We start from the raw sequence: 12,465 nt of genomic DNA, 5'->3' as shown, positions 1-12,465 counted from the left end.
CCGTGCAAGCGTAACACGCACATCGCCGCGGATCAGAGAGACCGGCAGGGCCCTCGCCCGAAAACACCCGGCCCGGCCCGCGACGCCAGGGAGGATACCCGTTCATGGACACCACCACGATCGGCTCCGGCAGTGCCGGGACCGCAAGCCCTGACCTGCGCGCCGTCGACGTCCTGGTGATCGGCGCCGGCCTGTCGGGCATCGCCGCCGGCTACCATCTTCAGACCCGCTGCCCCGGCCTCGACTATGCCATCCTCGAGGCCCGCGATGCGATCGGCGGCACCTGGGATCTGTTCCGCTATCCCGGCATCCGCTCCGACAGCGACATGTACACGCTGGGCTTCGGCTTTCGCCCCTGGATCGGCGACAAGGTTTTCGCCGACGGTCCCTCGATCCGCGATTATGTGCGCGACACGGCCGCCGAATTCGGCATCGACCGGCGGATTCTGTTCGGTCACCGGGTCGTCTCCGCCGACTGGGACAGTGCCACCGCCCGCTGGCAGGTGCTTGTGGAGGCCGGACCCGAGCGGCGCCCGCGCCGTTTCACCTGCCGGGTGCTCTATGCCTGCAGCGGCTATTACGACTATGCGGCGGGCCATATGCCCGACTGGCCGGGCATGGCGGATTTTCGCGGCCGCATCATCCATCCCCAGGACTGGCCGGCGGATCTGGACCATCGGGACAAACGGGTGGTGGTGATCGGCAGCGGCGCCACCGCCGTCACCCTGGTACCGGCGCTCGCAGAAAGTGCTGCGCATGTGACCATGCTCCAGCGCTCCCCCACCTATATCGTCGCCCGGCCATCCCGGGATGCCGCCGCAGGCTGGCTCCGCCGACATCTTCCGGAACGCCTCGCCTTCCGGGCGGCCCGATGGAAGAACGTGCTGCTGTCGATCTATTTCTACAACCTTGCCCGCAAGAAGCCGGCGCTGGTGAAGTCGAAGATCCTCGCCGGCGTGCGCCATCAGCTTGGCCCCGACCAGGATCGCCACTTCACACCGGCCTATGACCCCTGGGATCAGCGGCTCTGCCTGGTACCGGACGGCGATCTGTTCCGGGCGATCCGGGCCGGCACCGCCTCGGTCGTCACCGACAGCATCGAGCGCTTCACCGAAACCGGCCTTCGCCTTACTTCGGGGGAAGAGCTGGCGGCCGACATCGTGGTCGCAGCCACCGGCCTTCGGATGAAGCTGCTCGCCCATATCACCCTCTCGGTCGACGGCCGGCCGGTGCGGGTGGGCGAGACGACGTCGTACAAGGGCATGATGCTGAGCGGCGTGCCCAATTTCGCTCTGGCCCTCGGCTACACCAACGCCTCCTGGACGCTGAAATGCGAGCTGACCGCGCAGCACCTCTGCCGTCTGATCCGCCGCATGGACGCCAAGGGGGCGGACTGGTTCATGCCCCGCCCGCCCGAGCCCGACCTCGCCACCCGGCCGGCGATCGACCTTGCCTCGGGCTATGTCCGCCGGGCCGCAGCCGACCTCCCCCGTCAGGGCGACCGCAAGCCCTGGCGGCTCAATCAGAACTATCTCCTCGATATGGCCGCACTGCGCTACGGTTCGGTGGTCGACGACAACCTTGCCTTCGGGCGGCGCAGAGATGCGGGAGGTGCAGGCTGATGCTTCTGGAAGCGATCATCGCGCTGGGTGCCACCGGCGGCGGGCTCGCCCTGTTCACCGGCTGGACGGCCAGCCGGGTGGAGAAGGCGCTGCCGCCGCGCGGCCGGTTCATGGACGTCCGGGGCAATCGCCTGCACTATCTGGACGACGGCACCGGCCCGGACGACGACCGGCCGGCGGTGGTGATGGTCCATGGCCTCGGCGGCCAGATGCATCACTTCACCCACAGCCTGCTCGGCCGGCTCCGGACCGATCACCGGGTGATCCTGGTCGACCGGCCAGGCTCCGGCCATTCCACCCGCCCCGACGACGCGCCCGCCAATGTGCTGGCCCAGGCCGGCGTGATCGCGGATTTCATCCGGGCGCTGAAGCTGCCGCACCCGCCGCTGCTGGTCGGCCATTCGCTCGGCGGCGCGATCGCGCTGGGCGTGGCGCTGGATCATCCGGAGACGATTTCGGGTGTGGCGCTGATCGCCGCTCTCACCCACCCGCAGGAGACGCCCCCCGACATCTTCAAGGGGCTGGCGATCCGCTCGGATATCGCCCGTCGGCTGGTCGCCTGGACGATGGCGACGCCGATGTCCTTCCTCCGCGGCCGCAAGGTGCTGGACGAGGTGTTCGGCCCCGATCCGGTTCCCGCGGATTTCGCGATCGCCGGCGGCGGCCTGCTCGGCCTCAGGCCCAAGGCCTTCCGCTCGGCCTCGATCGACATGGTGGCGGCCAATGACGACCTGCCCGTCATGGCTGCCCGCTATCCCGACATCGCCCTGCCCGTCCACATGATCTTCGCCCGCGGCGACCGGATCCTGGACTGGCGCGCCCACGGCCAGGCCCTGCAGACAAAGCTGCCGGCGCTGCAGCTGACACTGATCGACGGCGGACACATGCTGCCGGTGACGGCGCCGGATGCAGTCGAGGCCCTGATCCGCAACGCGACACTGCGGACTTGACTCTCCATAAGTCACCATACTATATGGCGCCTTATGGAAAAAATGGACATCAAATATCAGGCTTTGCTCGACGAGGCTCAACGGCGGGGCCTCACCGGGCTCAACGGGCTCCGGACCTGCATGGAGCTGCTGTCGACGGCTCGGGCCATCGATCGCGATTGCGCCATCCGGCTCGGCAGTCATGGCCTCTCGGAAGGCAGGTTCGTGCTGCTCTTCCTGCTCCGCGACCGGACGGACGGGCTGGCACCGCATGTCCTGGCCGATCGGGCCGGCGTGACCCGTGGCACGATCACCGGTCTGCTCGACGGGCTGGAACGCGACGGTCTTGTCCGGCGCACGGCCGATCCCGAGGACCGCAGACGGGTCAGGGTGATGCTGACGACATCCGGCGAAGCGGTGACGGCCAGGGCGTTCCAGGAGCATGCCGGCTGGATCGCCGGACTGACGGCGGGGCTTTCGGCGGAAGAGCAGGCAGACCTCGTCAGGCTGCTCGGCAAGTTGAGAGCAGGTCTTGCCAGCGAGGACGGATCATGAAGCCGACGGCCCTTTCCCCCGACCGCCATGCCGCGCTGAATGCCGGAGAGGTTGCCGCCACGACCCTTGCCGAATGCCTTGCGGTCGATTTCGCGATCCTGATGCGGTCGGTCTTCCCCGATGCCGGTGGTCAGGTGCTGCAGGCGATGGATGCGGCGGCGGCACTCGGCATCTCGCGGCGCATGGCGCTGGCGGCGGAGCTGATCATCGGCCGCTATGGCCCCGAGGTGATCCGGCACCTGGCCGATCACCCATCGGATACCGTGCGCGGCTGGGCCTGTTTCGCCGTGGGCCGGACTGCCCCCGCAGATCACGACCTCTGGCGCGACGCCATCCGCCCCTTCGCGGATGACGGTCATTTCGGTGTGAGAGAATGGGCCTGGCTTGCGATCCGCGACCGCATCACCGCCGATATTCCGGGCGCCATCGCGGCGCTGATGCCCTGGACGGCAGAAGCCTCACCGCGCCTGCGCCGCTTCGCGAGCGAGGCAACCCGGCCACGCGGGGTCTGGTGTGCCCATCTGAAGCCGCTGAAGGCGGACCCGACCCCGGGCTTCGCCCTGCTAGAGCCGCTGAAGGCGGACCCTGAAACCTATGTGCAGGACTCGGTCGGCAACTGGCTGAACGATGCCGCCAAGGACCGGCCCGAGACAGTGCTGGCGCTCACCGGCCGCTGGCAGACTGAAAGCCCCTGCCCTGCCACGGCCAGGATCTGCCGGCGGGGGCTGCGCTCGATCCGGGCGTGACGGGGGCCAGGCCGTGACGCGAGTGAGGGTGTGACGCGGGTCAGGCGGCAACCGGCTCGGTCAGACCGACATCCCAGCCGGTATCGTCGTCGAAAAACAACCGCCCCCGCTTGACCCGGAGCGCGACCGTCCGGCCATTGGCGAGGCCGAGCGCGTCGGCTTCCTCGCGCGGCAGTTCGGCCTCGACCAGATCCAGCCCGGGCACATCGAGTTCGATGCGCACCGAAGCGCCGAAAGCCACCAGATGGCGCACGGTCGCCGGCAGCGCATCGGTGGCGCCCGCCGGCAGCACCGCCAGATCATGCGGCCGGACATAAAGCGTACCCTGTTCGGCGCGGGTCGCCTCCAGCCCCGCCGGCAGCGGCAGCCCCGCCGTGCCGGCTCCGCTGACGCCTGCGACCTTCAGACGCCCTGCATCAACCGTCACCGGCAGCTTGTTGACGTTACCGAAGAACTGATAGACGAAGGCCGTCGCCGGCCGGTCATAGACCTCGGCCGGGGTGCCGATCTGTTCGATCCGGCCCTGGGACATCACCACCACCCGGTCGGCGACTTCCAGCGCCTCTTCCTGGTCGTGGGTCACGAAAACACCGGTCAGGCCCAGATCGTCGTGCAGACGGCGCAGCCAGCGGCGCAGTTCCTTGCGGACCTTGGCGTCGAGCGCGCCGAAGGGCTCGTCGAGCAGCAGGACCCGGGGTTCGATGGCGAGCGCACGCGCCAGCGCCACGCGCTGCCGCTGGCCGCCCGACAGCTGGTTGGGGAAACGGTCCGCCAGGCTTTCCAGCTGCACCATCCGCAGCAGCGACGAGACCCGCTCGGCAATCTCCGCCCGCCCCGGGCGGCTGGCACGCGGCCGCACCGTCAGGCCGAAGGCGACGTTGTCGAAGACGGTCATATGCCGGAACAGCGCGTAGTGCTGGAAAACGAAGCCCACCCGGCGCTCGCGCGCGCCCAGGCGGCCCGCATCCTCGCCGCCGAAGCGGATCGCGCCACGGTCGGCGGTCTCCAGCCCGGCAATGATGCGCAGAAGGGTGGTCTTGCCCGACCCCGACGGCCCGAGCAGTGCCACAAGTTCACCATCGCGGATGTTCAGGTCGACATCGACCAGCGCGTCATAGCCGCTGAACCGCTTGGAGAGGCCCTTGATCTCGATCATCGTGCGTGTCCTTTTCCACCACGAACCGAATTGTCCGTGGGGAAAGGGCGAGAGTCAAATTATTTTACAGTCGCATACGTCGCATATCGGCGATGCGATCTTTTATATACGTCATTTTTTGTGTGATTTCCCCGCCGTGCAGGACAGCAGCGCCGCTTTCAGGCCCGGCAGGCGCTCCAGGGGCAGGGACAGCTCCGCCTGCGGGTCGCTCGTCCCATCAGGGATCAGGGTTCGGGCAAGACAGGTGCTGGCCGGGTCGTCGTATTCCCCAAGCCCGTCGGCGGTGACCGTCACCACCTCTCCCGGCAGCGGCGGCGCATCGGCGGCACCGCCATGGGGGGCGAGCGTGGCGGCGTCGAGGCGAAGCAGCACGGTACCGGCACAGCAGGCGGCGCAAAAAGGCAGGTCTTCGGCGGCCTTGCCCAGGGCCGCGGGCACGCCGTCGGGCGCATCATCCGGCGCCAGGCCCAGGATCAGCGAGACCAGATCGTAAGGGGTCGCCCACTGGGCCACGTCCAGCGCCCTGCCGTCGACGCGGGTTGCGGTATGGATGCCCCCGTTGCAGCGGTCCCCCGCCGGTGCCAGAACCAGATCCTCCAGCACCGGCACGCCTTCCGCCGCGGCAAGCCGCCCGGACAGCAGCATCGAGAACACCCCCGTACCGCCACCATTCTCGACCAGCTCGTAGACCAGCCGATCGCCATCGAAACGGCCGACCAGGCGGCTGCCCACCCAGCCCCGCGACCAGCCGCCGGGATTGTTGCCCTCGGGCTCGGCCGGCGGGCGGACCATCACCATCATGTCCTGGCGCGGCTCCGGCGCGATCTCGCTCCCGGGGCAGCCGGCCAGCGGCAGGCGTTCAAGCGCCGTCTCTCCGGTATAGGCCTGCGAGACCAGGCTGTCGAAACAGGCAGGATGGACCATGGCCGGGTCGAAAGGCGCCGATGCCGTCCCGGACGACGCAGAGGCGGGAACCGACCACGCCAGACCGGCGATCAGACCGGCGGCGAGTGTGCTGCGGATGCCCATGGCGTCGGATACTCCTGGATCGCGGGAGGACCACTCACTCCCGCCTGGATGGCTGGCCCGTCAGCGCTTCCTGCCGCAGCCAGTCGGTGAAGGCCAGGACCCGCGGATCGTTCCAGCCGGTCTCGGTCGACACCAGATGATAGGCCTGTGCGGCCTGGATCTGAATCGAAAGTGGCCGCACCAGCCGCCCCGCGGCCAGGTGATCGGCGATGAGCGCGCTGCGCCCCATGATCACGCCCTGCCCGGCGACGGCCGCAGCCACCGCCACGCCGGTATCGTTGATCCGCATCTGCCGGTCCAGATCCTGAGGCGGATCAATCCCCGCGGTTGCGAAGAAGCTCCGCCAGGAGACGGCGACCTCGCCGCCCGTCACATCGGCATCGTGGATCAGCGGCAGATCGAGCAGGGCCGCGGGTTCCGTCACCGGCCCCAGCCGTTCCAGCAGCGCCGGGCTCATCACCGGCCCGAGCGTTTCCTCCATCAGCCGCTCGGAAACCAGCCCGCCGTCGATCGCCGTGACATAGCGGATGGCGAGGTCGACCGTGTCGCGATCGAAATCCACCAGCCGGGTCTCGGCGCGCAGGAACAGCTCGATATCCGGATAGGCCTCGCGGAACCGGCCGAGCCGGGGGGCGAGCCAGAGACCGGCGAAGGACGAGAGCACACTCACGGTCAGCCGCCCGCCCAGATCCCGGCCGCGCAGTTCGGCGGTGGACCTGGCGATGCGGTCGAAGCCGTCGGTCAGCCCCGGCAGATAGGCGCGCCCCGCCGCGGTCAGCAGCAGACCATTGGGCAGGCGGCGGAACAGGGTGACGCCGAGCCAGGCCTCCAGCCCCTTGATCTGATGGCTGACGGCGGCCGGCGTGACGTGCAGCTCTTCCGCCGCACGGGCAAAACTGGAATGACGGGCGGCGGCTTCGAAGGCACGCAGACCGTTCAGGGGCGGCAATTTGCGCGGCATGACATGTCCGGACCGGGCATCCCGTCGGCACGGCGGAGCGGCCCGGCGGGGGTGGAGGACGGGCAGGCCTTCATCGTGCCCGTCGCCGCCCTTCGTGACCCACGAATAGTTTTCCTAAGGGAGTGTACGAGAAAGCCTCGTTTGCCCGCAATCGGCCAAGGGCGGAAGATGCAGTCACCGCCGGAGCCGTCCCTCATCCCCCTCCCCCCCTTCCGGCGGCTCCCTTCCAGCCGGAGATGACGAAGATGACCGTCGTGACCCTGCGGCACCGCGCCGACGCCTGCGCGGGAGCCGGACTGCCCCCCGTTCGCGCCCAGGCTGCCGTGAAGCCGGTTCACGGCGTGCTCGAGCGGATGATCGCAACCCTCGGCCTCTGGGCCGAGCGCCACCGGCAACGCCGCTGCCTGGCGACACTCGATGCACATCTGCTGCGCGATCTGGACATCGACCCGATCGATGCATCGCGTGAGGCGAACAAGCCCTTCTGGCGCGCCTGACCCCCACATCCGCCCCCGCGAAAAATGGCCGCGGCTCCCGACCGGAGCAGCGGCCATTCCCGTTTCAGGCCCTGCACGCCATCAGCCGACCATGGCGTTGCCGAACAGGGTGTTGGGCAGCCAGAGCGAGATTTCCGGCACATAGGTGATGATGATCAGGAAGGTGATCAGGATCATCAGCCAGGGCCATGCGGCCTTCACCACGCTCAACACCGGCATGCCGGTGATACCCGATGTCACGAACAGGTTGAGCCCGACCGGTGGCGTGACCATGCCGATCTCCATGTTCACCACCATGATGATGCCGAAATGGATCGGGTCGATCCCGAGACCGGTGGCGATCGGGAACAGGATAGGCGCCAGGATCAGGATGATCGCCGAGGGCTCCATGAAGTTGCCGGCGACCAGCAGGATGATGTTGACCACCAGCAGGAACTGCCAGGGCGCCAGCCCGGCTTCGGTGATGCCGCGGGCGATCGACTGCGGGATCTGCTCGGTGGTCAGCACATGGGCGAAGAGGAAGGCATTGGCGATGATGAACAGCAGCATCACCGTGACCTTCGCCGCATCGACCAGCACATGCGGCACATCGGTGAACTTCAGGTCGCGATAGACGAACAGCGCCACCACCGCCGCATAGACCGCCGACACCGCAGCGGCTTCGGTGGGGGTGAAGATGCCGCCATAGATGCCGCCCATGATGATCACGATCAGCAGCAGGCCCCAGAGCGCGTTACGGCCGGTTCGGATCACCTCGGCCAGCGGCGCTCTGGGCTGGCGCGGAATCCTGTTCACGCGTGCAGAGATGTAGATCGCGGTGGCGAGCATCAGCCCGAGCAGGGCCCCGGGGATCACACCCGCCATGAACAGCCGGCCGACCGAGCTTTCGGTCGCCGCCGCATAGACCACCATCACCAGCGAGGGCGGGATCAGGATGCCGAGCGTGCCGGCATTGCAGACCACACCGGCCGCAAAGGTCTGGGTATAGCCCGCGCGGACCATGCCCGCGATCACGATCGAGCCCACCGCCACCACGGTCGCGGGGGACGAGCCTGAGACCGCTGCGAACAGCATGCAGGCCACCACCGAAGCGATGGCAAGGCCGCCATACATGTGCCCGACGCAGGCATTGGCGAAGGCGATCATCCGCCGCGCCACGCCGCCGGTCGTCATGAAGGCGCCGGCCAGCACGAAGAACGGGATGGCGAGCAGGGTGTAGAGTTCGGCGGTCTGGAAAAACTTCAGCGCCAGCGAGGCCATGCTGTCATTGGCGAACAGCAGGATGGTGAGCAGGCTGGACAGGCCGAGCGAGATCGCGATCGGCATGCCGATGATCAGGAAGACGAAAAGCGCCACGAACAGAAAGAGTGTGGTCACCGGCCCCGCCCTCCCCGTGCAGATGCGTCGTCGGTCGGGTCGTCCTTGCCCCGCTGGTCAAGCGCCATCGCCTCGGCCGCCTCGTCGGCCAGCTGAAAGCCGTCGGCCCGCCCGGTCAGGATCGCCCAGCCCTGTTCGATCAGCCTGAGGCCCAGCAGGGCAAACCCCACCGGCAGGATGATCGACAGCATCCAGCGTTCGACGGGGATGTCCTCTGCCTCGATGCCGAGCATCATCATGCGGTCGGTGTAGTTCCAGGATCCCCAGAACATCAGCCCGGCATAGAGCAGCGCCAGGGCGACCGCCACCAGCCCCACCACCTTGCGGGGGGCGGCCGGCATCATCTTCACCACCAGATCGATGCCGATATGGGCATGAACCCGCACGCAGTACGAGATGCCGATCATGATCAGCCAGGCGAAGAGATAGAACGTCGCCTCAAGCGCCCAGACCAGGCCGCTGTTGAACACGTAGCGCAGCACCACCTGGACGAAGGTGAGCAGCGTCATGGCAGCCAGGAGGAAGGCGATCGCGCCTTCCTCCAGCCGTCCCCAGATGCGGGCGATCATCTTGCTGATCCCGTGAACGGGGTCGCGGCCGCTCAGCTGGCGCCGTTCGACGCCTGGGCCGCGTCGATCACGTCCTTGCCGATCTCACCTTCGAACTTGGTCCAGACCGGCGCCATGGCCTTGCGCCATGCCGACACCTGATCCTTGGTCAGGGTCAGGATCTCGGACGAGCCGCTTTCGGCGATCCGCTTCTTGTCGCGCTCGTTGATGTCGTTGGCCATCTTATTCACGGCCGTCGTCACCTCGCCCATGATCTTCTCAAGCTCGGCACGGACATCGTCGGGCAGGCCGTTCCAGAATTCGGTGTTGGTCACCACCATATAGTCGAGCACGCCGTGATTGCTCTCGGTGATGTACTTCTGTACCTCGAAGAACTTCTGGCTGTAGAGGTTCGAGTACGGGTTCTCGGCGCCATCGATCGCGCCGGTCTGCAGCGCCTGATAGACCTCCGAGAAGGCCATCTTCTGCGGGTTGGCACCCAGCGCTTCGAACTGCGCCAGCAGCACGTCTGAGGCCTGGATGCGGAACTTCAGGCCCTTGGCATCTTCAGGCATGCGCAGCGGCTTGTTGGCCGACAACTGCTTCATGCCGTTATGCCAGTAGCCGAGGCCGATGAAGCCCTTCTTCTCCATCGAGCGCAGCAGGCTGTGGCCGATATCGCTCGCCTGGAAGCGGTCCACGGCGGCGATGTCGTCGAACAGGAAGGGAAGGTCGAAGACCTGAAGCTTCTTGGTATAGCGATCGAATTTCGACAGCGACGGCGCGATCAGCTGGACATCGCCCAGCGCCAGGGCCTCCATCTCCTTGCCGTCGCCGAAGAGCTGCGAATTGGGATAGACCTCGACCTTCACCTTGTCGCCCAGCCGCTCGGCGACGAGCTTCTGGAACATCAGGGCGCCCTGGCCCTTGGGCGTGGAGTCGGCCACGACATGGCTGAACTTGATGACGATCGGATCGGCGGCCATGGCACTGCCACCGGCCAGCAGGCCCGCCACGACGGCGAGCGACGCGAAAATGCGCATGGATCGGTTCCTCCCCTGGACCTGATCAACGGCTCCTCAGGCGCTGGCATGCGGTCCGGACCCTCGTCCCCCGGAGGCTCTGGCCGGGGATCGATCCCCAGGCATGGCCGTTGTTTTTCCCGGACCGTCACGACGCCTTGATGACGGGATGTTATCATCCCCACATGCCCGATGTAGCACGACCTGAGCGATCGGCCGGAATGGAAAATCGGTCAACCTCTCGTCGAAACGCGATTTCGGGCGATTTGTTTCGCATATCGGGACAGGCCCGATGAATGGAAGACGGCCCGCGCCCCGCCGCAGGCCTGATACCGAGGAGAGAGAATGAACCGGCTCTGCGTCTTCTGCGGCTCCAACCCCGGCGATACCCCCGCCTTTACCGAGGCAGCACGACAGCTGGGCCGCGAGCTGGCCCGGCGGCAGCTGGGCCTTGTCTATGGTGGCGGCCGGGTCGGCCTGATGGGCCAGGTGGCCGACGCCACCATGGCGGCAGGCGGCGAGGTGATCGGCGTGATCCCCAAATCGCTGGAGGACCGCGAAGTCGGGCATCGCAACATCACCGACCTCCGCGTGGTGGGCTCGATGCATGAACGCAAGGCGATGATGGCCGATCTCGCCGACGGCTTCATCGCCCTGCCCGGCGGCATCGGCACCTTCGAAGAACTGTTCGAGGTCTGGACCTGGGCCCAGCTCGGCAGCCATGCCAAGCCGGTGGGGCTGCTGGATGTCGACGGCTTCTATCAGCCGCTGCTCGGCTTTCTGCACCATGTCGCCCAGCGCGGCTTCATGAAGCCGCAGCATCTGGACATCCTGCTGGTCGACACCGACCCGGCCCGGCTGATCGAACGCTTCGCGGCCTATCGCCCGAAGGTCGAGCACAAATGGATCGAGATCGAAGAGCGCTGAGCCGCCTCAATCGATCCGGGTGATCACCTCGTCCAGATCGCCCATCAGCCGGCCGCGCAGCTCCGGCCCCAGCAACGTCGCAAGCTCGTCCTGGGCGGCCCGCCACAGCGGTGCCGCCCGGCGCAGCACCGCCCTACCCTGTTCCGTGATGACCAGCAGGCGACGACGGCGATCTTCCGGGTCTGCCCGGGTTTCGATCAGCCCGGCCTGTTCCATCGGCCTCAGATTGCGGGTGAGCGTGGTCCGGTCCGTCACCAGACGCTCGGCCAGCTGGCCGAGCGGCGCCGGCCCGTCGGCCCTGAGCAGGGCCAGAACCGGAAACTGGGTGATGCGGAGCCCCGCCGGCTCCAGCCGCCGGTCGTAAAGCCGCGTGACCTGCCGCGCCGCCTGCCGCAGCCGCAGACAGGTGCAGGGAAGATCCGTCCCGCCCGTCATCATCTCTCCCCTTGCCGTCTATGCTGCACCGCATTAGTCTGCAGCATAAGAGTGTATATACACGTATTTATGGGCACAAGCCGCACCGGGAGTTCCGTCCATGACGAGCGAGATCAACGCCGCGGCAACCGAAGCGACCGAGGGGCGGGGCATCGGCGTCGCCAGCCTCGAAGAAATCGCCGATATTTCGGGGCTCGAAATGCTGCAGCGCCTCGCCGCGGGTGACCTGCCCCGCCCGCCGATCGGCGCCACGCTCAACTTCGATCCCGAAACGGTGGAGCACGGCCGGGTGATCTTTGCCGGCACCCCGCTCTTCGACCATTACAACCCGATCGGCACCGTCCATGGCGGCTGGATCGCGGCGATGCTCGACAGCGCGCTCGGCTGCGCCGTGCACAGTACCCTCGCCGCCGGATCGGCCTATACCACGGTCGAGATCAAGGTGAACTATCTGCGCCCGGTGACCACGGCGACCGGCCGGATGCGAGCCGAGGGCAAGGTCATCCATGTCGGCCGCAGCTTTGCGACCGCCGAGGCGACGCTCACCGACGAGGCCGGCAAGCTGTATGCACACGGCACGACCACCTGTGCCATCTTCCCCCTGTCACGCCGGGGGGGCTGATTCCCGCCCGGACATGATCAGCAGGATCTGCAGCGCGGA

General features: G+C 67.4%; 14 protein-coding genes. 7 read left to right on the top strand and 7 right to left on the bottom strand.

Annotation, left to right across the window (positions count from 1 at the left end; all coding sequences use genetic code 11):
* Window positions 1-104: 104 nt before the first annotated feature.
* From CMO28_RS22070 to CMO28_RS22055, 4 genes are read left to right on the top strand one after another with little or no spacing between them, the layout of a single operon-like run.
* Window positions 105-1,622, top strand: a complete 1,518-nt coding sequence (locus CMO28_RS22070) for a flavin-containing monooxygenase (protein ID WP_296717108.1) — start codon at window positions 105-107, stop codon at window positions 1,620-1,622.
* Entirely contained in the window at window positions 1,622-2,572 is a 951-nt protein-coding gene (locus tag CMO28_RS22065; RefSeq protein ID WP_296717103.1) for an alpha/beta fold hydrolase, read from the top strand. Before CMO28_RS22070 ends, CMO28_RS22065 begins: the two co-directional genes overlap by 1 nt.
* A 42-nt stretch (window positions 2,573-2,614) precedes the next feature.
* On the top strand, window positions 2,615-3,106 hold the full coding sequence (locus CMO28_RS22060; RefSeq protein WP_296717100.1) for a MarR family winged helix-turn-helix transcriptional regulator: 492 nt from the start codon (window positions 2,615-2,617) through the stop codon (window positions 3,104-3,106).
* Window positions 3,103-3,852 carry a HEAT repeat domain-containing protein gene (locus tag CMO28_RS22055; RefSeq protein ID WP_296717097.1) on the top strand — a complete coding sequence of 250 codons (750 nt, stop codon included), beginning with the start codon at window positions 3,103-3,105 and terminating at the stop codon, window positions 3,850-3,852. Before CMO28_RS22060 ends, CMO28_RS22055 begins: the two co-directional genes overlap by 4 nt.
* Window positions 3,853-3,892: 40 nt before the next feature.
* Here CMO28_RS22055 and CMO28_RS22050 read toward each other — a convergent pair whose 3' ends face one another.
* The 3 genes from CMO28_RS22050 to gcvA all read right to left on the bottom strand — a co-directional run bounded on the left by CMO28_RS22050 (window position 3,893) and on the right by gcvA (window position 6,998).
* Window positions 3,893-5,008, bottom strand: coding sequence for a sulfate/molybdate ABC transporter ATP-binding protein (locus tag CMO28_RS22050; RefSeq protein ID WP_296717095.1), 1,116 nt, complete (start codon window positions 5,006-5,008; stop codon window positions 3,893-3,895).
* 111 nt (window positions 5,009-5,119) lie between these two features.
* On the bottom strand, window positions 5,120-6,037 hold the full coding sequence (locus tag CMO28_RS22045; protein ID WP_296717092.1) for a hypothetical protein: 918 nt from the start codon (window positions 6,035-6,037) through the stop codon (window positions 5,120-5,122).
* Between the two features lie 34 nt (window positions 6,038-6,071).
* Window positions 6,072-6,998: a transcriptional regulator GcvA gene (gene gcvA / locus CMO28_RS22040; RefSeq protein ID WP_296717090.1), complete on the bottom strand. Its 927-nt coding sequence runs from the start codon at window positions 6,996-6,998 to the stop codon at window positions 6,072-6,074.
* A gap of 245 nt (window positions 6,999-7,243) precedes the next feature.
* On the opposite strand from gcvA, the gene CMO28_RS22035 reads away from it, so the two are divergent.
* Window positions 7,244-7,495 carry a DUF1127 domain-containing protein gene (locus CMO28_RS22035; RefSeq protein WP_014743764.1) on the top strand — a complete coding sequence of 84 codons (252 nt, stop codon included), beginning with the start codon at window positions 7,244-7,246 and terminating at the stop codon, window positions 7,493-7,495.
* An 81-nt stretch (window positions 7,496-7,576) separates the two neighbouring features.
* Here the strand turns inward: CMO28_RS22035 and CMO28_RS22030 are convergent, their stop codons facing one another.
* From CMO28_RS22030 to CMO28_RS22020, 3 genes are read right to left on the bottom strand one after another with little or no spacing between them, the layout of a single operon-like run.
* On the bottom strand, window positions 7,577-8,872 hold the full coding sequence (locus tag CMO28_RS22030; RefSeq protein WP_296717086.1) for a TRAP transporter large permease: 1,296 nt from the start codon (window positions 8,870-8,872) through the stop codon (window positions 7,577-7,579).
* Entirely contained in the window at window positions 8,869-9,441 is a 573-nt protein-coding gene (locus CMO28_RS22025; RefSeq protein ID WP_296717083.1) for a TRAP transporter small permease, read from the bottom strand. The genes CMO28_RS22030 and CMO28_RS22025 overlap by 4 nt, the downstream gene beginning before the upstream one ends.
* A 32-nt stretch (window positions 9,442-9,473) precedes the next feature.
* Window positions 9,474-10,463 (bottom strand): TRAP transporter substrate-binding protein, encoded by a 990-nt coding sequence (locus tag CMO28_RS22020; RefSeq protein ID WP_296717080.1) that lies wholly within the window; start codon window positions 10,461-10,463, stop codon window positions 9,474-9,476.
* A 324-nt stretch (window positions 10,464-10,787) separates the two neighbouring features.
* Here CMO28_RS22020 and CMO28_RS22015 point away from each other — a divergent pair, with 324 nt between their 5' ends.
* Window positions 10,788-11,369, top strand: a complete 582-nt coding sequence (locus tag CMO28_RS22015; RefSeq protein WP_014743760.1) for a TIGR00730 family Rossman fold protein — start codon at window positions 10,788-10,790, stop codon at window positions 11,367-11,369.
* A gap of 6 nt (window positions 11,370-11,375) precedes the next feature.
* Here the strand turns inward: CMO28_RS22015 and CMO28_RS22010 are convergent, their stop codons facing one another.
* Complete coding sequence (locus CMO28_RS22010) at window positions 11,376-11,807, bottom strand: MarR family winged helix-turn-helix transcriptional regulator (RefSeq protein ID WP_062761720.1); 432 nt, start codon at window positions 11,805-11,807, stop codon at window positions 11,376-11,378.
* A 97-nt stretch (window positions 11,808-11,904) separates the two neighbouring features.
* Between CMO28_RS22010 and CMO28_RS22005 the strand changes: the two genes are divergently transcribed.
* Entirely contained in the window at window positions 11,905-12,426 is a 522-nt protein-coding gene (locus CMO28_RS22005; protein ID WP_296717075.1) for a PaaI family thioesterase, read from the top strand.
* Window positions 12,427-12,465 lie beyond the last annotated feature (39 nt).

Source organism: Tistrella sp. (assembly GCF_002684955.1).
GTDB classification, from domain to species: domain Bacteria; phylum Pseudomonadota; class Alphaproteobacteria; order Tistrellales; family Tistrellaceae; genus Tistrella; species Tistrella mobilis.
The sequence above is the reverse complement of the archived record's forward strand: the minus strand, read 5'-3'. Positions and strand labels throughout refer to the sequence as shown.

What these genes read in the sequence shown, in the direction of transcription:
- CMO28_RS22070 (WP_296717108.1), top strand. Translation starts at nt 105, where the DNA reads ATGGACACCACCACGATCGGCTCCGGCAGTGCCGGGACCGCAAGCCCT.
- CMO28_RS22065 (WP_296717103.1), top strand. Translation starts at nt 1,622, where the DNA reads ATGCTTCTGGAAGCGATCATCGCGCTGGGTGCCACCGGCGGCGGGCTC.
- CMO28_RS22060 (WP_296717100.1), top strand. Translation starts at nt 2,615, where the DNA reads ATGGACATCAAATATCAGGCTTTGCTCGACGAGGCTCAACGGCGGGGC.
- CMO28_RS22055 (WP_296717097.1), top strand. Translation starts at nt 3,103, where the DNA reads ATGAAGCCGACGGCCCTTTCCCCCGACCGCCATGCCGCGCTGAATGCC.
- CMO28_RS22050 (WP_296717095.1), bottom strand. Translation starts at nt 5,008, where the DNA reads ATGATCGAGATCAAGGGCCTCTCCAAGCGGTTCAGCGGCTATGACGCG.
- CMO28_RS22045 (WP_296717092.1), bottom strand. Translation starts at nt 6,037, where the DNA reads ATGGGCATCCGCAGCACACTCGCCGCCGGTCTGATCGCCGGTCTGGCG.
- gcvA (WP_296717090.1), bottom strand. Translation starts at nt 6,998, where the DNA reads ATGCCGCGCAAATTGCCGCCCCTGAACGGTCTGCGTGCCTTCGAAGCC.
- CMO28_RS22035 (WP_014743764.1), top strand. Translation starts at nt 7,244, where the DNA reads ATGACCGTCGTGACCCTGCGGCACCGCGCCGACGCCTGCGCGGGAGCC.
- CMO28_RS22025 (WP_296717083.1), bottom strand. Translation starts at nt 9,441, where the DNA reads ATGATCGCCCGCATCTGGGGACGGCTGGAGGAAGGCGCGATCGCCTTC.
- CMO28_RS22020 (WP_296717080.1), bottom strand. Translation starts at nt 10,463, where the DNA reads ATGCGCATTTTCGCGTCGCTCGCCGTCGTGGCGGGCCTGCTGGCCGGT.
- CMO28_RS22015 (WP_014743760.1), top strand. Translation starts at nt 10,788, where the DNA reads ATGAACCGGCTCTGCGTCTTCTGCGGCTCCAACCCCGGCGATACCCCC.
- CMO28_RS22010 (WP_062761720.1), bottom strand. Translation starts at nt 11,807, where the DNA reads ATGATGACGGGCGGGACGGATCTTCCCTGCACCTGTCTGCGGCTGCGG.
- CMO28_RS22005 (WP_296717075.1), top strand. Translation starts at nt 11,905, where the DNA reads ATGACGAGCGAGATCAACGCCGCGGCAACCGAAGCGACCGAGGGGCGG.